Genomic DNA, 17,501 nt, shown 5'->3' with positions numbered 1-17,501 from the left:
TTAATTAATAAGTCTTATTATGACCAAAAAAAATGCTATCGTTCGTCTCATTAACTTTTTGGTGGGGCTCTTCATTGCCTGTCTAGCACTGGCCGTGATCTTAGCACTGGCGGTACCTATCGGATTTTATGGTATGGCGATGTACATATCACCAACCCTACCCAGCATCCAAGAGATTAAGATTGCAAGTTTAGAAATGCCACTACAGATCTACAGCCGCGACAACAAGCTGATTGGTCAGTATGGCAATCGTTTGTCCCTGCCCATCACTTTTGAAGAGATTCCTAGAGACCTAACCCATGCTTTTTTGGCGGCAGAAGATGCTTCCTTCTTTCAGCATAGCGGTATTAGTATAAAAGGCTTGGGTCGTGCAGTTACCGAAGTGGTTACTGATGATGATAGCCAAACCGGTGGCTCAACGATTACGATGCAGGTGGCCAAGAACTATTTTTTGAGCCCAGATCGCACCTTAAATCGCAAGCTTACTGAGCTGTTTTTGGCCCGTAAAATAGAAGACGAGCTGAGCAAAAATGATATTTTGACTCTCTATGTCAATAAAATTTACTTAGGTGAAGGGGCCTATGGTGTCCGCGCCGCTGCTAAAAAATATTATAGCAAGTCCTTGGATAGCCTTACTATTGCTGAAGTAGCCATGCTGGCAGGTCTGCCAAAAGCCCCTTCGAAGTATAACCCCGTTGCCAATCCTAGCCGCGCACTTATTCGGCGTAACTGGATTATTGGTCGCATGCATGAACTTGGTTATATCAGTAAAGCTCAACATGATGAAGCCATTAACTCCCCAGTTGGTATTAATCTATACCAAGAAAAGCTGGATGTTAATATGCCGTATTTGGCAGAAATGGCCCGTTATGCACTGGTTAGCCGTTATGGTAAGCAAGTAATGAATGGTGGGTGGCGAGTACGTACTACAGTAGATAGCAAAGCTCAGTCAGATGCGGAAGCCGCTATACTAACAGGGCTGGTCGCTTATGATCATCGTCATGGCTGGCGTGGTCCTGAAGCCAATGACGAACCGCTTGAAAATTTCCGCCGTTACGCCAACATGTCTCCTGCCAAAGTCACCAAAATCAATTCTCGCAGTTTTGAGGCGACCATACTCTCTGGTGAAAGTGTGACTGTTAATTGGTCAGGTATGAGCTGGGCACGCAAACATTTTTCGGCGGATCGAATCGGTTACTATCCCAATAATGCCGGGCAAATCGTCAGTGAGAACGACATTATTCGATTGATACCAACCGCTAACGGTAACTGGCAGTTGGCACAAATACCTGATATACAGGGTAGCTTAGTTTCTCTAAATCCTGAAAATGGTGCAGTCAACGCTTTAGTTGGTGGTTTTGACTTTAACCACAGTAAATTTAACCGGGCACTGCAAGGTTGGCGGCAGCCAGGTTCAACCATTAAACCACTGGTCTACACTAGTGCGCTAGAAAAAGGCTACCGTCCCGATAGTATTGTCTCAGATCGTCCTCTTCAGGTAGGTGATTGGAAGCCTAAGAACTCTGATGGCCGTTTTTTAGGGGACATTACCTTGCGCCGTGGCCTATACCTGTCTCGTAATCTGGTCTCTATTCGTTTACTGCAAGCCATTGGTATTTCAGATGCTCGCAACTTATTAGATCAGTTTGGTTTGGATAAAGAAAAGCTACCAACAACGCTGTCATTGGCGCTTGGTACTGGACAAGCAACCCCGCTACAAATGGCCACCGCCTATGCGACCTTTGCCAATGGTGGCCACCGTATTCAACCTTATTTTATTGAACAAATTTATAACTATGATAATAAGTTGTTGTTCCAAGCCAATCCACAGCAGGCTTGTGCTTTATGCTTTAATGAGCAAATCGATAAGCGCAACCAAACTCTAATTGAAGAGCGTGACAACCTTATTGAAGCAGAAAAATTAGCTGCTGAAGAACAGAAGTTAGAAAATAGTGAAGGTCAAGAACCAGCTAATGCTCAACAGAACAATAAGGCTATTAATCTAAGTGTCTATGATGCCAGTCCAGCAGCAGATCGTTTAAAAGCACCAACGGTGCAGTATATACCTGCCACTCAAGCACCGAGAATCCTAAAACCACAAGTGGCTTATGATATGGCAGATATTTTAAGAGATGTGGTGCAACGTGGTACTGCTGTTCGCGCCCAGGCTTTAGGACGTGATGACATTGGTGGCAAAACTGGTACGACTAACGACGCTAAAGATGCTTGGTTTGCAGGGTTTCATCCTACCAATGCTACTGTCGTATGGATGGGCTTTGATCGACCATCAACCCTTGGTCGCCGTGAATATGGTGGTGTGGCAGCGTTACCGGTATGGATGGACTTTATGAAAGCCCAACTCAAAGACACTCCGTATCAATGGGTATCAATCAGTAACCGTGCCAAGTCAAAAAAACAACAGCAACAAGTAATAGAAATGACTGACGATGGTATTGTCACTCGTGATAATGGAGAAGGTGATGAGAGTGCCGCCGCAAAGCTGGTTAAACCGACAGCTCAACAACGCAGAGCGCCTGAACCCAAACCTACTGCAGAGTCGGATAATTCAGAAAAGCCAGAGCAAACAAAACCTACTAGTGAGACTAATGTTCCGAAGAACCTATTAACCCCAACTCCGGCCAAACGCATGCCACCAATGCCAGAATAAGCTAATATAGTCAATGAAAAGTAATATCGAGACATAATCTACTGCTGGCATACGTTTTTCTTGCTTGCTGTGCCTACGCAGACAGAGGCTGCAAAAAGCTTATATCAGCAGTACCCTAGCGTTTTTAAGGTATTTTAACCATAGTATGCAAGTCGGCTTTTAAAATTCCACCATACCTGCGCGCAGTTGCTCAATAAGCTCTAAAAATTGCTGCCGCCATTCACGTATCGTTGCGTCATCCGGTAACCATTGATTCGACAAAGTAACCACGTTAACGATCAAATCTTGTGACTCCTTCCCAGCCGTACTAACACTCTCATCGACTGAATTATCAGGCAAGACCGCGTATAAACAACGTTGGTAAGCACGTTCTATATTCGCTAAGAACCCTTGCTGTTGTAATTGCTGTAGGCGCTGTACTTCTGGTGAGACTTGCGTACGCTCGCTAAGTGCTTGCTCGATATCTGCTAAGGTTGGCGCTGTCATGGTTAAGCCATAAAAATGCCCTAATTCTTGTAAGAATGCTAAAAAAGACCCGTGTAAATGAAAGATGGCGGTCTCACATTGGGCTTGATAATGCTGCTTATCATTACTACTGCCTGCAGCTTGACAGGCCAAACGACAGAAATAGAGCTTTTGATTGGTACGATCCGCCTGATATTTGGCAACGCGAGTTTTACCTGCCATACGCCTTTTATCCTTATATTAATGATGAGCTCATATTAATCAAAAACAGCCACGACTTATAAAGCTGATTTTTTAGTGTACTATTTTCTTGGCTATAATGACGATTTTTTTCACTTTTTTAAGGGTATAAAAAAGCCAGCGACGAGGCTGGCTTTTTTATATCATGCTTACTGTTCGGCTTGAGCCTATCTAAATTAACGTAGAGTTATTCAGACTGGCTGCCTTGATTCAACTCTTGAGCAAAGGCTTCATCAAAGCTAGAGAAGTCTTTACTATCGCTGTTAGCAGTTGTCATATCAAACGCTGCATTAATATCTTTGTCATGTAGTTTCTGTTCTGCTTTTTCTTTACGCGCTTTATGATAGGCAAGACCAGTACCAGCAGGAATCAAACGACCAACAACTACGTTTTCTTTGAGACCGCGTAGCTCATCCACTTTACCTGTAACGGCAGCAGCAGTTAGGACACGGGTAGTTTCTTGGAAAGATGCCGCTGAGATAAAGCTCTCAGTCGCTAGACTGGCCTTAGTAATACCAAGCAATTGACGCTCATACTGGATTGGGAATTTATCTTCTGCAACCAGCTTAGTATTCATTGCTTTTAAATCAGCATACTCAACCTGATCACCTTTGAAGTGGCTTGAGTCGCCACCATCGGTGATTTCAACTTTACGCAACATCTGACGAATAATAACTTCGATGTGCTTGTCGTTGATTTTCACACCTTGCAAGCGGTAGACATCTTGTACTTCGTTAACGATGTAGTCAGCAAGTGCCGTTTGGCCTTTCAGACGCAGGATATCATGTGGGTTTTGTGGACCATCAGCGATCACTTCACCGCGCGCTACCGTCTCGTTTTCAAAAACGTTAATTTGACGCCATTTTGGAATCAGCTCTTCATGAATCTCACCGTCTTCATTGGTGATAATAAAGCGATTTTTGCCTTTAGTTTCTTTACCGAAGCTCACGACACCAGTCATTTCTGCCATGATAGCGTGATCTTTTGGACGACGTGCTTCGAACAAATCAGCAACCCGTGGTAGGCCACCGGTAATATCTTTAGTACCTGAAGACGCTTGTGGTACGCGGCCCAGAATTGAACCTGCAGCCACTTCTTCACCATCGCCAACTCGAATAATAGTTTCAGCAGGTAAGAAGTAAACCACTTCTTTGCCAGCGTCAGTATTCAAGATAATAGCTGGACGTAAGTCTTTTGCTGAACTTGAACGGTCACGATTGGCAAGAATCTCAAACGAGCTCATACCAGTGGCATCATCAACTTTTACAGTCGCTGTCAGACCATCGGTAATATCACTGAAGCGTGCTTTACCCGCAAATTCAGTAATAATAGGATGCGTGTGCGGATCCCATTTAGCGATAGTTTGACCACCTTCAACATGATCTTCGCTTTTCACTAATACGCTTGAGCCATAAGGTACTTTATAACGCTCACGCTCGCGACCTAACTCATCGGTTAATGCGATTTCCGCTGAGCGCGATACGATAACCAAATGGCCATCAATATGCTCAACGGTTTTCATATTTTCAAAATGTACTTGGCCACCGTTACGGACAGAGATGCTGTTGTCCACAGAAGCTGAGCTCGCTGCCCCGCCCACGTGGAAAGTACGCATGGTTAACTGGGTACCGGGCTCACCGATAGACTGGGCTGCCATAACACCGACTGACTCGCCGATATTAACTTTATGACCACGGGCCAAGTCACGACCATAGCACTGTGAGCAAACGCCATGGGCGATGTCACAAGTAATCACTGAACGTACCCAGATATCATCAATCGCATTGTCATCGAGTACATCAACCCAATGCTCATCAATCAAGGTACCGACTGGTATCAAGATTTTATCGACGTTATCGTTATAAGTCACATCACGAGCGGTCACACGGCCTAATACCAAGTCACCAAGCTTTTCAATGATCTCGCCACCTTGAATGTGCGGCGTCATGAGCAAGCCTTGGTCCGTACCACAGTCATCACTAGTGATAACCAAATCTTGTGCCACGTCAACCAAACGACGGGTTAGATAACCTGAGTTAGCTGTTTTCAATGCGGTATCAGCTAGACCTTTACGCGCGCCATGAGTCGAGATGAAGTACTGAAGTACGGTCAAGCCTTCACGGAAGTTGGCTTTAATCGGGGTCTCAATAATTGAGCCATCCGGCTTAGCCATCAAACCACGCATACCCGCTAACTGACGAATCTGTGCGGCACTACCACGGGCACCAGAATCTGACATGATAAAGATAGAGTTAAAAGACTTCTGTTCTTCTTTTTCACCCTTGGCATTGATAACAGTATCAATGGCCAGGTTATCCATCATCGCTTTAGCGACTTTGTCATTAGTACGTGACCAGATATCGACTACTTTATTATAGCGCTCACCAGCAGTCACAAAACCTTGCTCGAATTGATCTTCAATTTCACGAACTTCAGCTTCAGCAACTTCGATGATTTGTTTTTTCATCGGCGGAATAACCATGTCATCTAGACCAATCGATACCCCAGATAGTGTTGCTTGTGCGAAACCAAGATACATTAATTGGTCAGCGAACATAACACTGTCTTTAACACCCATCTTACGATAGCAAGAGTTAATCAAGCGCGAGATGTTTTTCTTAGTCATCTCTTGATTACACTCTTCAAACGCCATACCTACCGGCATGATGTTCCAGATTAACAGGCGACCGGCAACCGTATCTTTGATGCTGATCTCTTTAGTGTGATTGCCTTCTTCATCGATATGGGTTTCAGTAACCCGCACTCTGATTTTGGCGTTCACATGTAAATCGTTAGAGCCGATCGCACGCAATGCTTCATTGACGGTGGCAAAAATCATGCCTTCGCCTTGCGCGTTCACTGATGAGCGGCTAATATAATATAGACCTAGTACCACATCTTGTGAGGGTACGATGATTGGATCACCGTTAGCAGGTGACAAGATATTGTTGGTAGACATCATTAAGGCACGTGATTCAAGCTGTGCTTCTAGAGTCAATGGCACATGAACCGCCATTTGGTCACCATCAAAATCAGCGTTAAACGCGGTACAAACCAGCGGATGCAACTGGATCGCTTTCCCTTCGATTAATACCGGCTCAAATGCTTGCAAGCCCAAACGGTGAAGCGTTGGCGCACGGTTAAGAAGTACTGGATGCTCACGAATAACCATCGCCAACATATCCCACACTTGTGGCTCTTCACGTTCGACCATTTTCTTGGCCGCTTTAATCGTGGTTGCCAAACCATGTGATAACAATTTGTTATAAGTAAAAGGTTTGAATAGCTCAAGTGCCATTTTCTTCGGCAAACCACACTGATGCAAACGTAGCGTTGGACCAACTACGATGACCGAACGGCCAGAGTAATCCACACGTTTACCCAACAAGTTTTGGCGGAAACGACCTTGCTTACCCTTGATCATATCAGCCAAAGATTTCAACGGGCGTTTGTTACTACCAGTAATCGCGCGACCACGACGACCGTTATCAAGCAAGGCATCCACTGATTCTTGTAGCATACGTTTTTCGTTACGCACAATGATATCAGGGGCACTTAGCTCAAGTAAACGCTTCAGACGGTTGTTACGGTTAATAACGCGACGATAGAGATCGTTTAGATCTGAGGTTGCAAAACGTCCGCCTTCTAGTGGTACGAGCGGGCGTAAATCTGGTGGTAATACTGGCAAGATGGTCATCACCATCCATTCAGGTTTATTATTAGAATCACGGAAGGCTTCTAATAATTTCAGACGCTTAGACATCTTTTTAAGCTTAGTCTCAGAACCTGTTTGCGGAATGGCTTCACGCAGCTCATCAATCTCAAGATCTAAGTCGATATCTTTTAACAGATCGCGTACGGCTTCGGCACCCATCTTAGCAACGAATTCATCGCCGAATTCTTCTAGCGCTCTGAAATAATCTTCATCATCAAGCAATTGATACTTTTCTAAGCTGGTCAAACCGGGCTCAGTAACGATGTAGCTTTCAAAATAAAGAACCCGCTCGATATCACGCAAGGTCATATCAAGTAATAAACCAATACGGCTGGGTAATGATTTTAAGAACCAAATATGCGCAACCGGACTGGCTAGGTCAATATGACCCATGCGATCACGGCGCACTTTAGCAGTAGTGACTTCAACGCCACATTTTTCACAGATAACGCCTTGGAATTTACGACGCTTATACTTACCGCATAGACATTCAAAGTCTTTTACCGGTCCAAAAATTTTGGCACAAAATAGACCGTCACGCTCAGGCTTAAAGGTACGATAGTTAATGGTTTCAGGTTTTTTAACTTCACCATGCGACCATGACTTAATAACGTCAGGTGAGGCTAGAGTAATTTGAATACTATCAAACTCATGGTTACCATTGCTGGTAGGGCTTTGCATGATATCGAGTAAATCTTTCAAGTTGCTTCTCCGTTATCTTTATAATCATCTGTCAGTGTCAGGCCAATGAACTATTAGTGCCATGTAACACAGCGCTGACAAAATGAATGAAGGCAATGAATAGGGTTGAGATAAATGGCTAAAAGCAGCAGCGATGGGCCATGCTGCTTTTAGCTAACCATTAAGGTTACTGACTGGCTGAATTAATGTTAATTCAGCCAGATATTCTTAATGGGTTTGTTTTAGCTCAATATTGATACCCAATGATTTGATTTCTTTGGTCAATACGTTAAACGATTCAGGCATACCTGGATCCATACTTTGCTCGCCATCAACGATGTTTTTGTACATACGAGTACGACCTTCAACGTCATCCGACTTCACCGTTAGCATTTCTTGCAAGGTGTAAGTCGCACCATAAGCTTCTAGTGCCCACACTTCCATCTCACCAAAACGCTGACCACCGAACTGAGCTTTACCACCGAGCGGCTGCTGCGTAACTAAAGAGTACGAACCGGTTGAACGCGCATGCATCTTGTCATCAACCAAATGGTTAAGCTTGAGCATATACATGTAGCCGACGGTTACTTGACGATCAAACTTCTGACCAGTACGGCCATCATATAAAGTCTGCTGACCATCTCTTGACAGACCAGCAAGCTCTAGCAAGTCTTTGACTTGATGCTCATGCGCGCCATCAAATACCGCAGTACCCATTGGCACACCGCCACGTAAGTTGCCTGCTAGCGTTATGATCTCATCATCAGTTAAGCTATCAAGATCTACGCTTTCGCCACCAACTTTGTTATAGATTTGGTCTAAGAAATCACGCAGCTCTGTGATTGCTGCTTGAGCTTTGAGCATGCCATCAATTTTCTCACCCAAGCCTTTGGCTGCCATTCCTAAATGGGTCTCTAGTACCTGACCGATGTTCATGCGTGATGGTACGCCTAGCGGATTCAGTACGATATCTACGGTATTACCATGCTCATCATACGGCATATCTTCGACCGGCATGATACGTGATACCACCCCTTTGTTACCATGACGACCCGCCATTTTATCACCAGGCTGGATGCGACGTTTTACGGCCAGATAAACTTTAACGATTTTTTGTACGCCATGCGCTAAATCATCGCCAGAAGTTAATTTGCGTTTTTTCTCAGCAAACTTGCTATCGATATCTTTTTGCTTGTCGACTAAATATTCGGCAATCTGGGTTAGACGCTCAGAAATTTCTTCTTCGACCGGTTGAATATCAAGTAAAGTCTCAAGACTCATATCTTTCATATCAACAGCGGCCATAACGGTACCCGCTTTCAGGCCAGAACCGCCGCTGACTTTTTGGCCATCGAGTAGATTACCAATACGTCCACGGGCTGCTGCTTCAAAGATACGCAGCTCTTCTTTCAAATCTTTACGGTAGCTATCGAGCTGTGATTTTTCAATCGCTTTGGCGCGAGCATCTTTTTCGACGCCGTCACGGGTAAAGACTTGTACGTCAATAACCGTACCTTTGCTAGATGTTGGTACACGTAGTGAGGTGTCTTTAACATCAGCGGCTTTTTCACCAAAGATGGCCCGGAGCAATTTCTCTTCTGGCGTTAGTTGGGTTTCACCTTTTGGCGTCACTTTACCCACTAAAATATCACCAGAATCTACTTCAGCACCGATATAAACAATACCTGCTTCATCAAGACTTGATAAAGCGGCTTCACCAACGTTTGGAATATCGCCAGTAATCTCTTCCGTACCAAGCTTGGTATCACGTGCCACACAAGTCAATTCTTGAATATGAATAGTGGTGAAACGATCTTCTTTGACCACTTTTTCAGACAGCAAGATTGAATCTTCAAAGTTATAACCGTTCCACGGCATAAATGCGATGCGGATATTTTGACCCAATGCCAACTCACCAAGATCTGTTGAAGGACCATCAGCTAAAATGTCACCGGTGGCGATATCGTCACCTTGGTTAACGATAATACGTTGGTTGATACAAGTATTTTGGTTAGAACGGGTATATTTAATCAAGTTATAGATATCAATACCGGCTTCACCAGCAATCATCTCATCTTCATTAACGCGTACCACAATACGTGAGGCATCAACATCTTCAATCACACCGCCACGCTTAGCGATTACACAGACACCAGAGTCACGCGCAACATGGCGCTCCATACCAGTACCTACTAGCGGCTTATCAGCACGTAGAGTAGGAACGGCCTGACGCTGCATGTTCGAGCCCATTAAGGCACGGTTAGCATCATCATGCTCCAAGAATGGAATTAAGCCTGCTGCTACCGATACCACCTGACTTGGTGACACATCCATATGGGTCACTTTTTCGGGTGGCATACGGACAAATTCGCCGTAGCTACGAACGCTGACCATCTCATCGCTCAATAGGCCATCTTCGGTCATTGGGGAGTCGGCCTGTGCAATCACAGTACCCACTTCTTCAATCGCTGACAGATATTCGATGGTATCAGTCACTTTACCATCGACCACTTGGCGATAAGGGGTTTCTAAGAAACCAAAACTGTTAGTCTTAGCAAAGATGGCTAATGAGTTAATCAAGCCAATGTTTGGACCTTCAGGGGTCTCAATCGGACAGACACGACCATAATGAGTGTCATGTACGTCACGTACTTCAAAGCCTGCACGTTCACGAGTCAAACCACCAGGTCCTAGTGCTGATACACGGCGTTTATGGGTAATCTCAGACAACGGGTTGTTCTGATCCATAAACTGTGACAACTGGCTTGAACCAAAGAATTCTTTAACCGCAGCCGCGACGGGCTTAGAGTTAATCAAATCTTGTGGTGATAAGTTATCTGATTCCGCTGAGCTTAAGCGCTCTTTGACCGCACGTTCAACCCGTACTAGGCCAACACGGAATTGGTTTTCTGCCATCTCGCCAACTGAACGAATACGGCGGTTACCTAAGTGATCAATATCATCGACTTCACCGCGACCATTACGAATCTCAATCAGCTCTTTGAGCACATTGACGATATCACCGTTGGTCAAAACACTGCGCGCACGCTGAATATCAGGGTCGGCAGTATCATCAAACGCTAAGCCTAAACGGCGGTTAAATTTCATACGGCCGACATTAGATAAGTCATAGCGATCAGCGTTAAAGAACATGCTATCGAAGAGCTTCTCAGCGGTATCAACCGTTGGTGGCTCGCCTGGACGCATAACTTTATAAATCTCAATTAGCGCTTCTTCACGGCTTGAGGTACTATCGGCGCGTAAGGTATCGGCAATATAACTGCCTTGATCAATATCATTGGTGAATAGAATGCTGATTTCTTTGATAGATTCACTGGCTTCAAACGAGCTTAATTTGACCAATAATTCATGGTCAATAAGCGTGTTGGCTTTAGCGATGACTTCATCATTAACGATGATATCTTCTGCTAAAATACGCTCATATAGGTATTCATCAGGTACCGAAATCTTAGTCATGCCCGCTTCTTCAAGCTGACGGATACGGCGAGCATTAATACGTTTGCCTTGCTCAACGACCACATCGCCTGCAGGGGTTACAATGTCAAACTGTGCCATTTCACCGCGTAGGCGGTCAGCAACCAGATCAATCTCAAACTGCTCTTCGCCTCTATAAACGGCTACTTTTTCAAAGAACAGATCTAAGATTTCAGAGGTACTTAGGCCTAGTGCACGTAGAATAATAGAGGCCAATAGCTTGCGACGACGGTCAATACGGGCAAAGACTAAATCTTTAGCATCAAATTCAAAGTCTAACCAAGAACCACGGTAAGGAATAATGCGGGCGTTATACAGTACTTTACCACTTGAATGTGATTTGCCTTTGTCATGGTCAAAGAACACACCGGGTGAACGATGTAGCTGAGATACGATAACCCGTTCAGTACCATTAATAATAAAGGTACCGTTATTGGTCATTAATGGCATCTCACCCATGTAGACGCTTTGCTCACGGATATCTTTGATGGCTGCTTTACTGTCTTTATCTTTGCTGTCTTTATCTTTGATAATTAAGCGGATTTTGACCCGCATTGGTGCTGCGAAAGTTGAGCCGCGTAGAATACACTCACGCTCATCAAACTCAGGGGTACCTAGGTAGTATTCAACGAATTGTAGCTCTGCGTTACCAGAGTGACTTTCGATAGGGAAAATAGAGGAATACGCAGCTTGCAGACCGGTATTCTCACGAGCTTTCGGCTTTTTGTGCTCTTGCAAAAAGTGCTCGTAGGAATCTACTTGGATAGACAGTAAATAGGGAATGTCCATCACAGTAGGTAATTCAGCAAAACTTTTGCGAATACGCTTTTTTTCAGTATAAGAATATGCCATCGAGAGTCCTTACAGTAAACGTGAAAACAAATTAAAAGCGCGGCTAGCATGCATAAATACTATGCAGACTTAGCGACGTAAACGATAATAAAAGAAACGGTTGTTAATGCTTAGCTCATTATACTGAGCAACTAGTACGTACTTATCAATGAATGTGCATTCAACACATCATGTTTAGTCTTAAAAGCAACACCTAGGTACGATGATATGAATGCTGACATTGAAAATTTCAATGTTATACATTTTTAAATATCGTATCCTCAGATGCTGCCGTTTGAATAGTAATGATTCAATCTGTAACTTGGCTTAAGTTGCCATTAATAACGGCAATGGATCATGTATATGGGCTATTTATAATCCTAAGTAATATCGTCGCTGATATCTACCGTCTATGAGCCCATTTACTGACAGTGAAATCATGCTAGACTACTGGGGACCAATAGCTTTTAGAATTAATAATAATTGGGATGACTATAAATTTTAGAATCAATATGAGCGATAATGTTAATAGGAAAGTATATAGACGCAAAAAAGTGCCAAACATCCATCTATTGACGTTTAGCCTAAATTAATCTGGTTTCAAAAACTTGGATGTGTGCTTGCATGTATATCGTCTGTCCTTTTGATGGGTATCCACCGTGCTAATGCATACGTAAGTTGGCAGACACAAAAGGTCAAGCTATTAATTATAATAAAAAAAAGCTGGCAATGCAAGGCATCACCAGCTTTTTTTGTACAGTGTTAAACTTATTTTAGTTCAACAGTTGCACCAGCTTCTTCAAGTTTCTTTTTCAACTCTTCGCCATCAGCTTTAGAAACAGCTTCTTTGATTGGTGTTGGAGCACTTTCAACCAAATCTTTCGCTTCTTTCAAGCCAAGGCCAGTCGCTTCACGTACTGCTTTAATGACAGCAACTTTTTTCTCGCCAAAGCTGGCAAGAATAACGTCAAACTCGTCTTGTTCTTCAGCAGCAGGACCGTCAGCAGCAGCAGCAGGTGCAGCAGCAGCAACAGCAGCAGTTACGCCGAATTTTTCTTCCATGTCGCTGATAAGCTCAACGATATCCATTACTGACATTTCAGCGATTGCGTTTAACACATCATCTTTAGATAGTGCCATGAGAACTCTCCGTTATCTGATAAAATTAATTGATTCTAATATTGCTTAGGCTGCTTGCCAAATTTTAAAATAGGGTTGACAATAAAATACAACCGACAATATTAAAGTTACGTTAAAACAAGCAATTAAGCAGCTTCTTTTGCGTCTTTAATTGCTGCTACGGTGCGAACAAACTTACTAGGAACTGCGTTCATAGTTTGGACAAGCTTGGTCACTGGTGCATTCAAGGTAGCCATCAAGATAGACAACGCTTCGTCGCGAGTTGGAAGCTTCGCTACGCGTTCTAGATCTTCTGGACCAAATAATTCACCACCAACTGATACCAATTTGGTTTCAAGGGCACTGTTATCTTTACTAAAATCAAAAATGATTCTAGCTGCAGATCCCAAATCTTCCATTGAAAAAGCCAAAAGTAATGGACCAGTCAGACTGTCTGACATGCACTCAAAGCTAGTACCTTCAAAAGCGCGTTTTGCTAGGGTATTTTTTACCACTTTCAAAACCACACCTTGTTCACGGGCTTGTTCGCGCAGCTTAGTAAGCTTTGCAACACCAATACCATGATACTCGGCAGCTACCGCTGAGTACGCCTTAGCAGCAACTTCAGACACTTCAGCCACAACTTGTTGTTTTTGCTCTAGCGTTAATGCCATAAGTTTGCTCCTTGATCTTATCAATCGCCTTAATGCTTAAGCTTTTAACTGTTTAGATTTTGACACCTTAAACTTTTAAAGACATAGACCTTAAAGTGAGATTGACTTGATACGACACATTACCAATAAGCCAAAAAAAAGCTAGTGCTTATTAATTGGGTCATATTAGTAACGACTGATTACGGCACCGTTATCAGAATGACGTTGAGTGATAGATTAATGCTGATATTTTGATAGCTAGTATCTCAATAACAGCACTGCCCTATCCGCTCCGGTCTTAAACTGTGTGGGCCACCGTCTGCGTAGGCTAACTAAGATTTTCATCTAGCGTCGATTAAAGAAACAGCTTATGAGTATTTTCAACAACGTTAAAAGCTGTTAAGAATACTTCTAAACCGCTTTCTACCTACGGTCTTAGACAGCGTAGCGATTGCCACGCTGACCTAATTCTTTAAAATTTATTGGTACTTACTATTCACAACATCTTATTTAGAATATTTAGATAATAAGTACCTGTATTATTTACTTAATATTATTTACTTAATATTATTTACTTAAATATTTACTTATCTTATTTATTAACACGATGAGGGATAGGATCAATAGTGATACCTGGGCCCATAGTGCTTGAGATAGTAATTTTTTTGATAAAAATGCCTTTAGAGGTCGCAGGCTTGGCACGCTTTAGATCAGCAATTAACGCATGAGCATTTTGCATCACTTGTTCAGCGGTAAAACCAACTTGACCGATAGTGGTATGGATAATACCTGCTTTATCAACACGATATTGTGCTTGACCGGCTTTAGCATTGGTTACGGCTTCTGCAACGTTAGGCGTTACGGTACCGACTTTAGGGTTAGGCATCAAACCACGTGGGCCTAAGATCGTACCTAATTGACCAACAACACGCATGGCGTCAGGAGCAGCGATAACCACGTCAAAGTCCATGTTACCGGCTTTGATTGATTCTGCTAAGTCTTCAAAACCAACGATGTCAGCGCCCGCTGCTTTAGCAGCTTCGGCAGCAGCGCCCTGTGCGAACACAGCAACGCGCTTGGTTTTACCAGTACCCGCAGGAAGGTTAGTAGCGCCACGAACGACTTGGTCCGATTTACGTGGATCAACACCTAAGTTTACCGCAATATCGATAGACTCTTTGAATTTTAAAGCGGGTAAATCATTTAGAATCTGTACCGCTTCTTCAATAGTGTATAATTTTTCGTTTTCGATACGGCTATTGATTTCTTTTTGGCGTTTGGTTAGCTTAGACATTATATACCCTCCACGGTAATACCCATTGAACGGGCAGTACCAGCAACGGTACGAACAGCAGCATCAAGATCGGCAGCAGTTAAGTCTGCGTTCTTGGTTTTAACGATCTCTTCAAGTTGTTCACGGTTCACTTTACCGACTTTAGCGGTATTTGGTGTGCCAGAACCTTTAGTAACGCCAGCGGCTTTACGTAGTAAGAACGCAGCTGGTGGTGACTTCATGATGAAGGTAAAAGACTTATCGCTATATACCGTGATCACAGTTGGGATCGGTAGACCTGGCTCTTGGCTTGAGGTCGCAGCGTTAAATTCTTTACAGAACGCCATGATATTCACGCCTTTTTGACCCAAGGCTGGACCAATCGGTGGTGAAGGATTTGCTTTGCCCGCAGGCACTTGTAGTTTGATATAGCCATCAATCTTCTTAGCCATAACTTTCTCCTAAATGGGTGATAACGCCAGCTTCACTATAATACGTCATTAAGACAGTATCTCGTTCAACAACAGCTCCCCGGTTTATAAATGTTTAGTCTAGTTTTTCAACTTTACTAAACTCAAGTTCGACCTGGGTGGGTCGATTAAATACGTTTACGGTCAAATGTAGTTTAGACTTTTCGTAATCCACTCTTTCCACCAACCCTTTAAAGTCAGTAAATGGACCATCAATAACCAATAGTTCTTCACCCGGCTCAAATAAAGTTTTTGGACGTGGATCAGCTTCAGTCTGGTTCAAGCGGTTTAAAATACGATCGGCTTCTACTTGAGTAATAGGTGCAGGAGTTTCTGGTGTACCACCAATAAAGCCCATAATACGAGGGCACTCTTTAACGATGTGCCAAGTATTATCGTTCATTTCCATTTGGATCAATACGTATCCTGGAAAGAACTTACGCTCACTCTTACGCTTTTTGCCGTCTTTCATTTCAACGACTTCTTCGGTAGGAACCAACACATCACCGAACGACTCAGCGAAGTCACTACGGTTAATACGATCAGTTAATGAACGTTGTACTTGTTTTTCATATCCTGAAAACGCTTGGACAATATACCAACGCATATCACGCTCCTGATCTTTATAAATAAGTCGTTATAAGTAAAATTTGAGTTAAATGCTAGCAATTGAGACAGCTTGCAATGTGCAACCTTGGACTCAATACTTGCTGTTTAACCAATAAATAAGCCAACAAACCAATTAAAGAAGTTATCCAATAACCAAATAAAAAACCCAGCAATAGCGATCACGACAAGTGTTTGCCATGTGTATTGAAAGGTTTCGTCTTTACCAGGCCATGTAACGCGGCGTAGTTCTACGGCAGCGTCTTTTAATAAGGTTTTAAATGCACGGCCCTGGTTAGTTAATGCAAGACATACCAGTGCAAATACAAAAAGGGCGACGATAATGCCAATCCGTACCCAGACATCATTGGCAGGCTGCCAGTAACCCGGTAAGTATTGATTGGCTAAAGTCGCACCGATTAAGACTGCGATGGCCAGTAGCCATAACATAGCATCTTTTGCTGAGCCAGTTTTAGCAACTTCAACCGCAGAGGTATTGGTCGCTGATATGTGCTTATTTTTAGTCAGCGTTCCACCATCGGCTGCCTTAGCATCAGATAACTTATTTTCGAGGTTATCTTGATCATTGCTCATAAAGGACTCACTTCGGAGATGGTGGTATGCAGCTAAAATATAATAAAAAGATGGCAGGCGATGTAGGACTCGAACCTACAACCCTCGGTTTTGGAGACCGATGCTCTACCAATTGAGCCAATCGCCTATGGGTGTTGAGGCTGACAATTATACAAGCTTTTAGTTAGAATGCAAGTTTTAAGGCAGTATTTAACCATATTAATCCATTCGCCGCTTTATTAATAACAACCCTCAAAAATATGGAGTACCAAACCGAGCTCGCTATCAATTGGCTTTCGTAGTATTTTGCTTCGTTAAATATAGTCAATGAAAAGTAATATCGATATATAACCTACTGCTGGCATAAGTTTTTCTTGCTTGCTGTGCCTACGCAGACAGAGGCTGCAAAAAGCTTATACCAGCAGTACCGTCGCGTTTTTGAGGTATTTTAACTATACCTATTACATCTACTTGTTCAAAGCCATAAAAAAAGCCGCCCTCAATAAAGAGAGCGACTTTTTGACTAACGGTTTAAATACTACATTCAGTCTTAAACGTTAACGTTAGCAACCACACCAGCGCCTACCGTACGGCCGCCTTCACGAATAGCGAAGCGTAGACCTTTGTCCATAGCGATTGGGTGGATAAGCTCTACGCCCATCTCAACGTTATCACCAGGCATCACCATTTCAGTACCGTCTTGTAACTGGAT

At 43.3% G+C, this 17,501-nt stretch carries 10 protein-coding genes, 1 tRNA gene and 1 pseudogene; 1 reads left to right on the top strand and 11 read right to left on the bottom strand.

The features are described from left to right. Window positions 1-19 precede the first annotated feature (19 nt). Window positions 20-2,668 (top strand): penicillin-binding protein 1A, encoded by a 2,649-nt coding sequence (locus tag RCH20_RS01600; protein WP_327192349.1) that lies wholly within the window; start codon window positions 20-22, stop codon window positions 2,666-2,668. A gap of 159 nt (window positions 2,669-2,827) precedes the next feature. Here RCH20_RS01600 and RCH20_RS01595 read toward each other — a convergent pair whose 3' ends face one another. The 11 genes and pseudogenes from RCH20_RS01595 to tuf all read right to left on the bottom strand — a co-directional run. Then, window positions 2,828-3,355 (bottom strand): DUF6586 family protein, encoded by a 528-nt coding sequence (locus RCH20_RS01595; RefSeq protein WP_209956344.1) that lies wholly within the window; start codon window positions 3,353-3,355, stop codon window positions 2,828-2,830. Window positions 3,356-3,560: 205 nt separating this feature from the next. Continuing rightward, complete coding sequence (gene rpoC, locus RCH20_RS01590) at window positions 3,561-7,790, bottom strand: DNA-directed RNA polymerase subunit beta' (protein ID WP_209956343.1); 4,230 nt, start codon at window positions 7,788-7,790, stop codon at window positions 3,561-3,563. Between the two features lie 207 nt (window positions 7,791-7,997). Continuing rightward, window positions 7,998-12,116, bottom strand: a complete 4,119-nt coding sequence (rpoB, locus tag RCH20_RS01585) for a DNA-directed RNA polymerase subunit beta (RefSeq protein WP_209956342.1) — start codon at window positions 12,114-12,116, stop codon at window positions 7,998-8,000. Between the two features lie 747 nt (window positions 12,117-12,863). Further along, window positions 12,864-13,235, bottom strand: coding sequence for a 50S ribosomal protein L7/L12 (gene rplL, locus RCH20_RS01580; protein WP_209956341.1), 372 nt, complete (start codon window positions 13,233-13,235; stop codon window positions 12,864-12,866). Window positions 13,236-13,360: 125 nt separating this feature from the next. Continuing rightward, entirely contained in the window at window positions 13,361-13,888 is a 528-nt protein-coding gene (gene rplJ / locus RCH20_RS01575) for a 50S ribosomal protein L10 (RefSeq protein ID WP_209956340.1), read from the bottom strand. 571 nt (window positions 13,889-14,459) lie between these two features. Next, window positions 14,460-15,161 (bottom strand): 50S ribosomal protein L1, encoded by a 702-nt coding sequence (gene rplA / locus RCH20_RS01570; RefSeq protein WP_209956339.1) that lies wholly within the window; start codon window positions 15,159-15,161, stop codon window positions 14,460-14,462. Then, window positions 15,161-15,592, bottom strand: coding sequence for a 50S ribosomal protein L11 (gene rplK, locus RCH20_RS01565; RefSeq protein WP_201556583.1), 432 nt, complete (start codon window positions 15,590-15,592; stop codon window positions 15,161-15,163). The genes rplA and rplK overlap by 1 nt, the downstream gene beginning before the upstream one ends. 94 nt (window positions 15,593-15,686) lie before the next feature. Further along, window positions 15,687-16,217: a transcription termination/antitermination protein NusG gene (nusG, locus tag RCH20_RS01560; RefSeq protein ID WP_209956338.1), complete on the bottom strand. Its 531-nt coding sequence runs from the start codon at window positions 16,215-16,217 to the stop codon at window positions 15,687-15,689. A 107-nt stretch (window positions 16,218-16,324) separates the two neighbouring features. Next, window positions 16,325-16,810 (bottom strand): preprotein translocase subunit SecE, encoded by a 486-nt coding sequence (gene secE / locus RCH20_RS01555; RefSeq protein WP_209956337.1) that lies wholly within the window; start codon window positions 16,808-16,810, stop codon window positions 16,325-16,327. Between the two features lie 51 nt (window positions 16,811-16,861). Further along, window positions 16,862-16,937 (bottom strand) — tRNA-Trp (locus RCH20_RS01550). Between the two features lie 402 nt (window positions 16,938-17,339). Beyond that, window positions 17,340-17,501: pseudogene (gene tuf, locus RCH20_RS01545) on the bottom strand (elongation factor Tu); the annotation flags it as partial.

It is taken from the genome of Psychrobacter sp. PL15 (assembly GCF_035984995.1).
Lineage (GTDB): Bacteria > Pseudomonadota > Gammaproteobacteria > Pseudomonadales > Moraxellaceae > Psychrobacter.
Note: the sequence above shows the minus strand (reverse complement) of the source record. Positions and strands in the feature narration are given on the sequence as shown.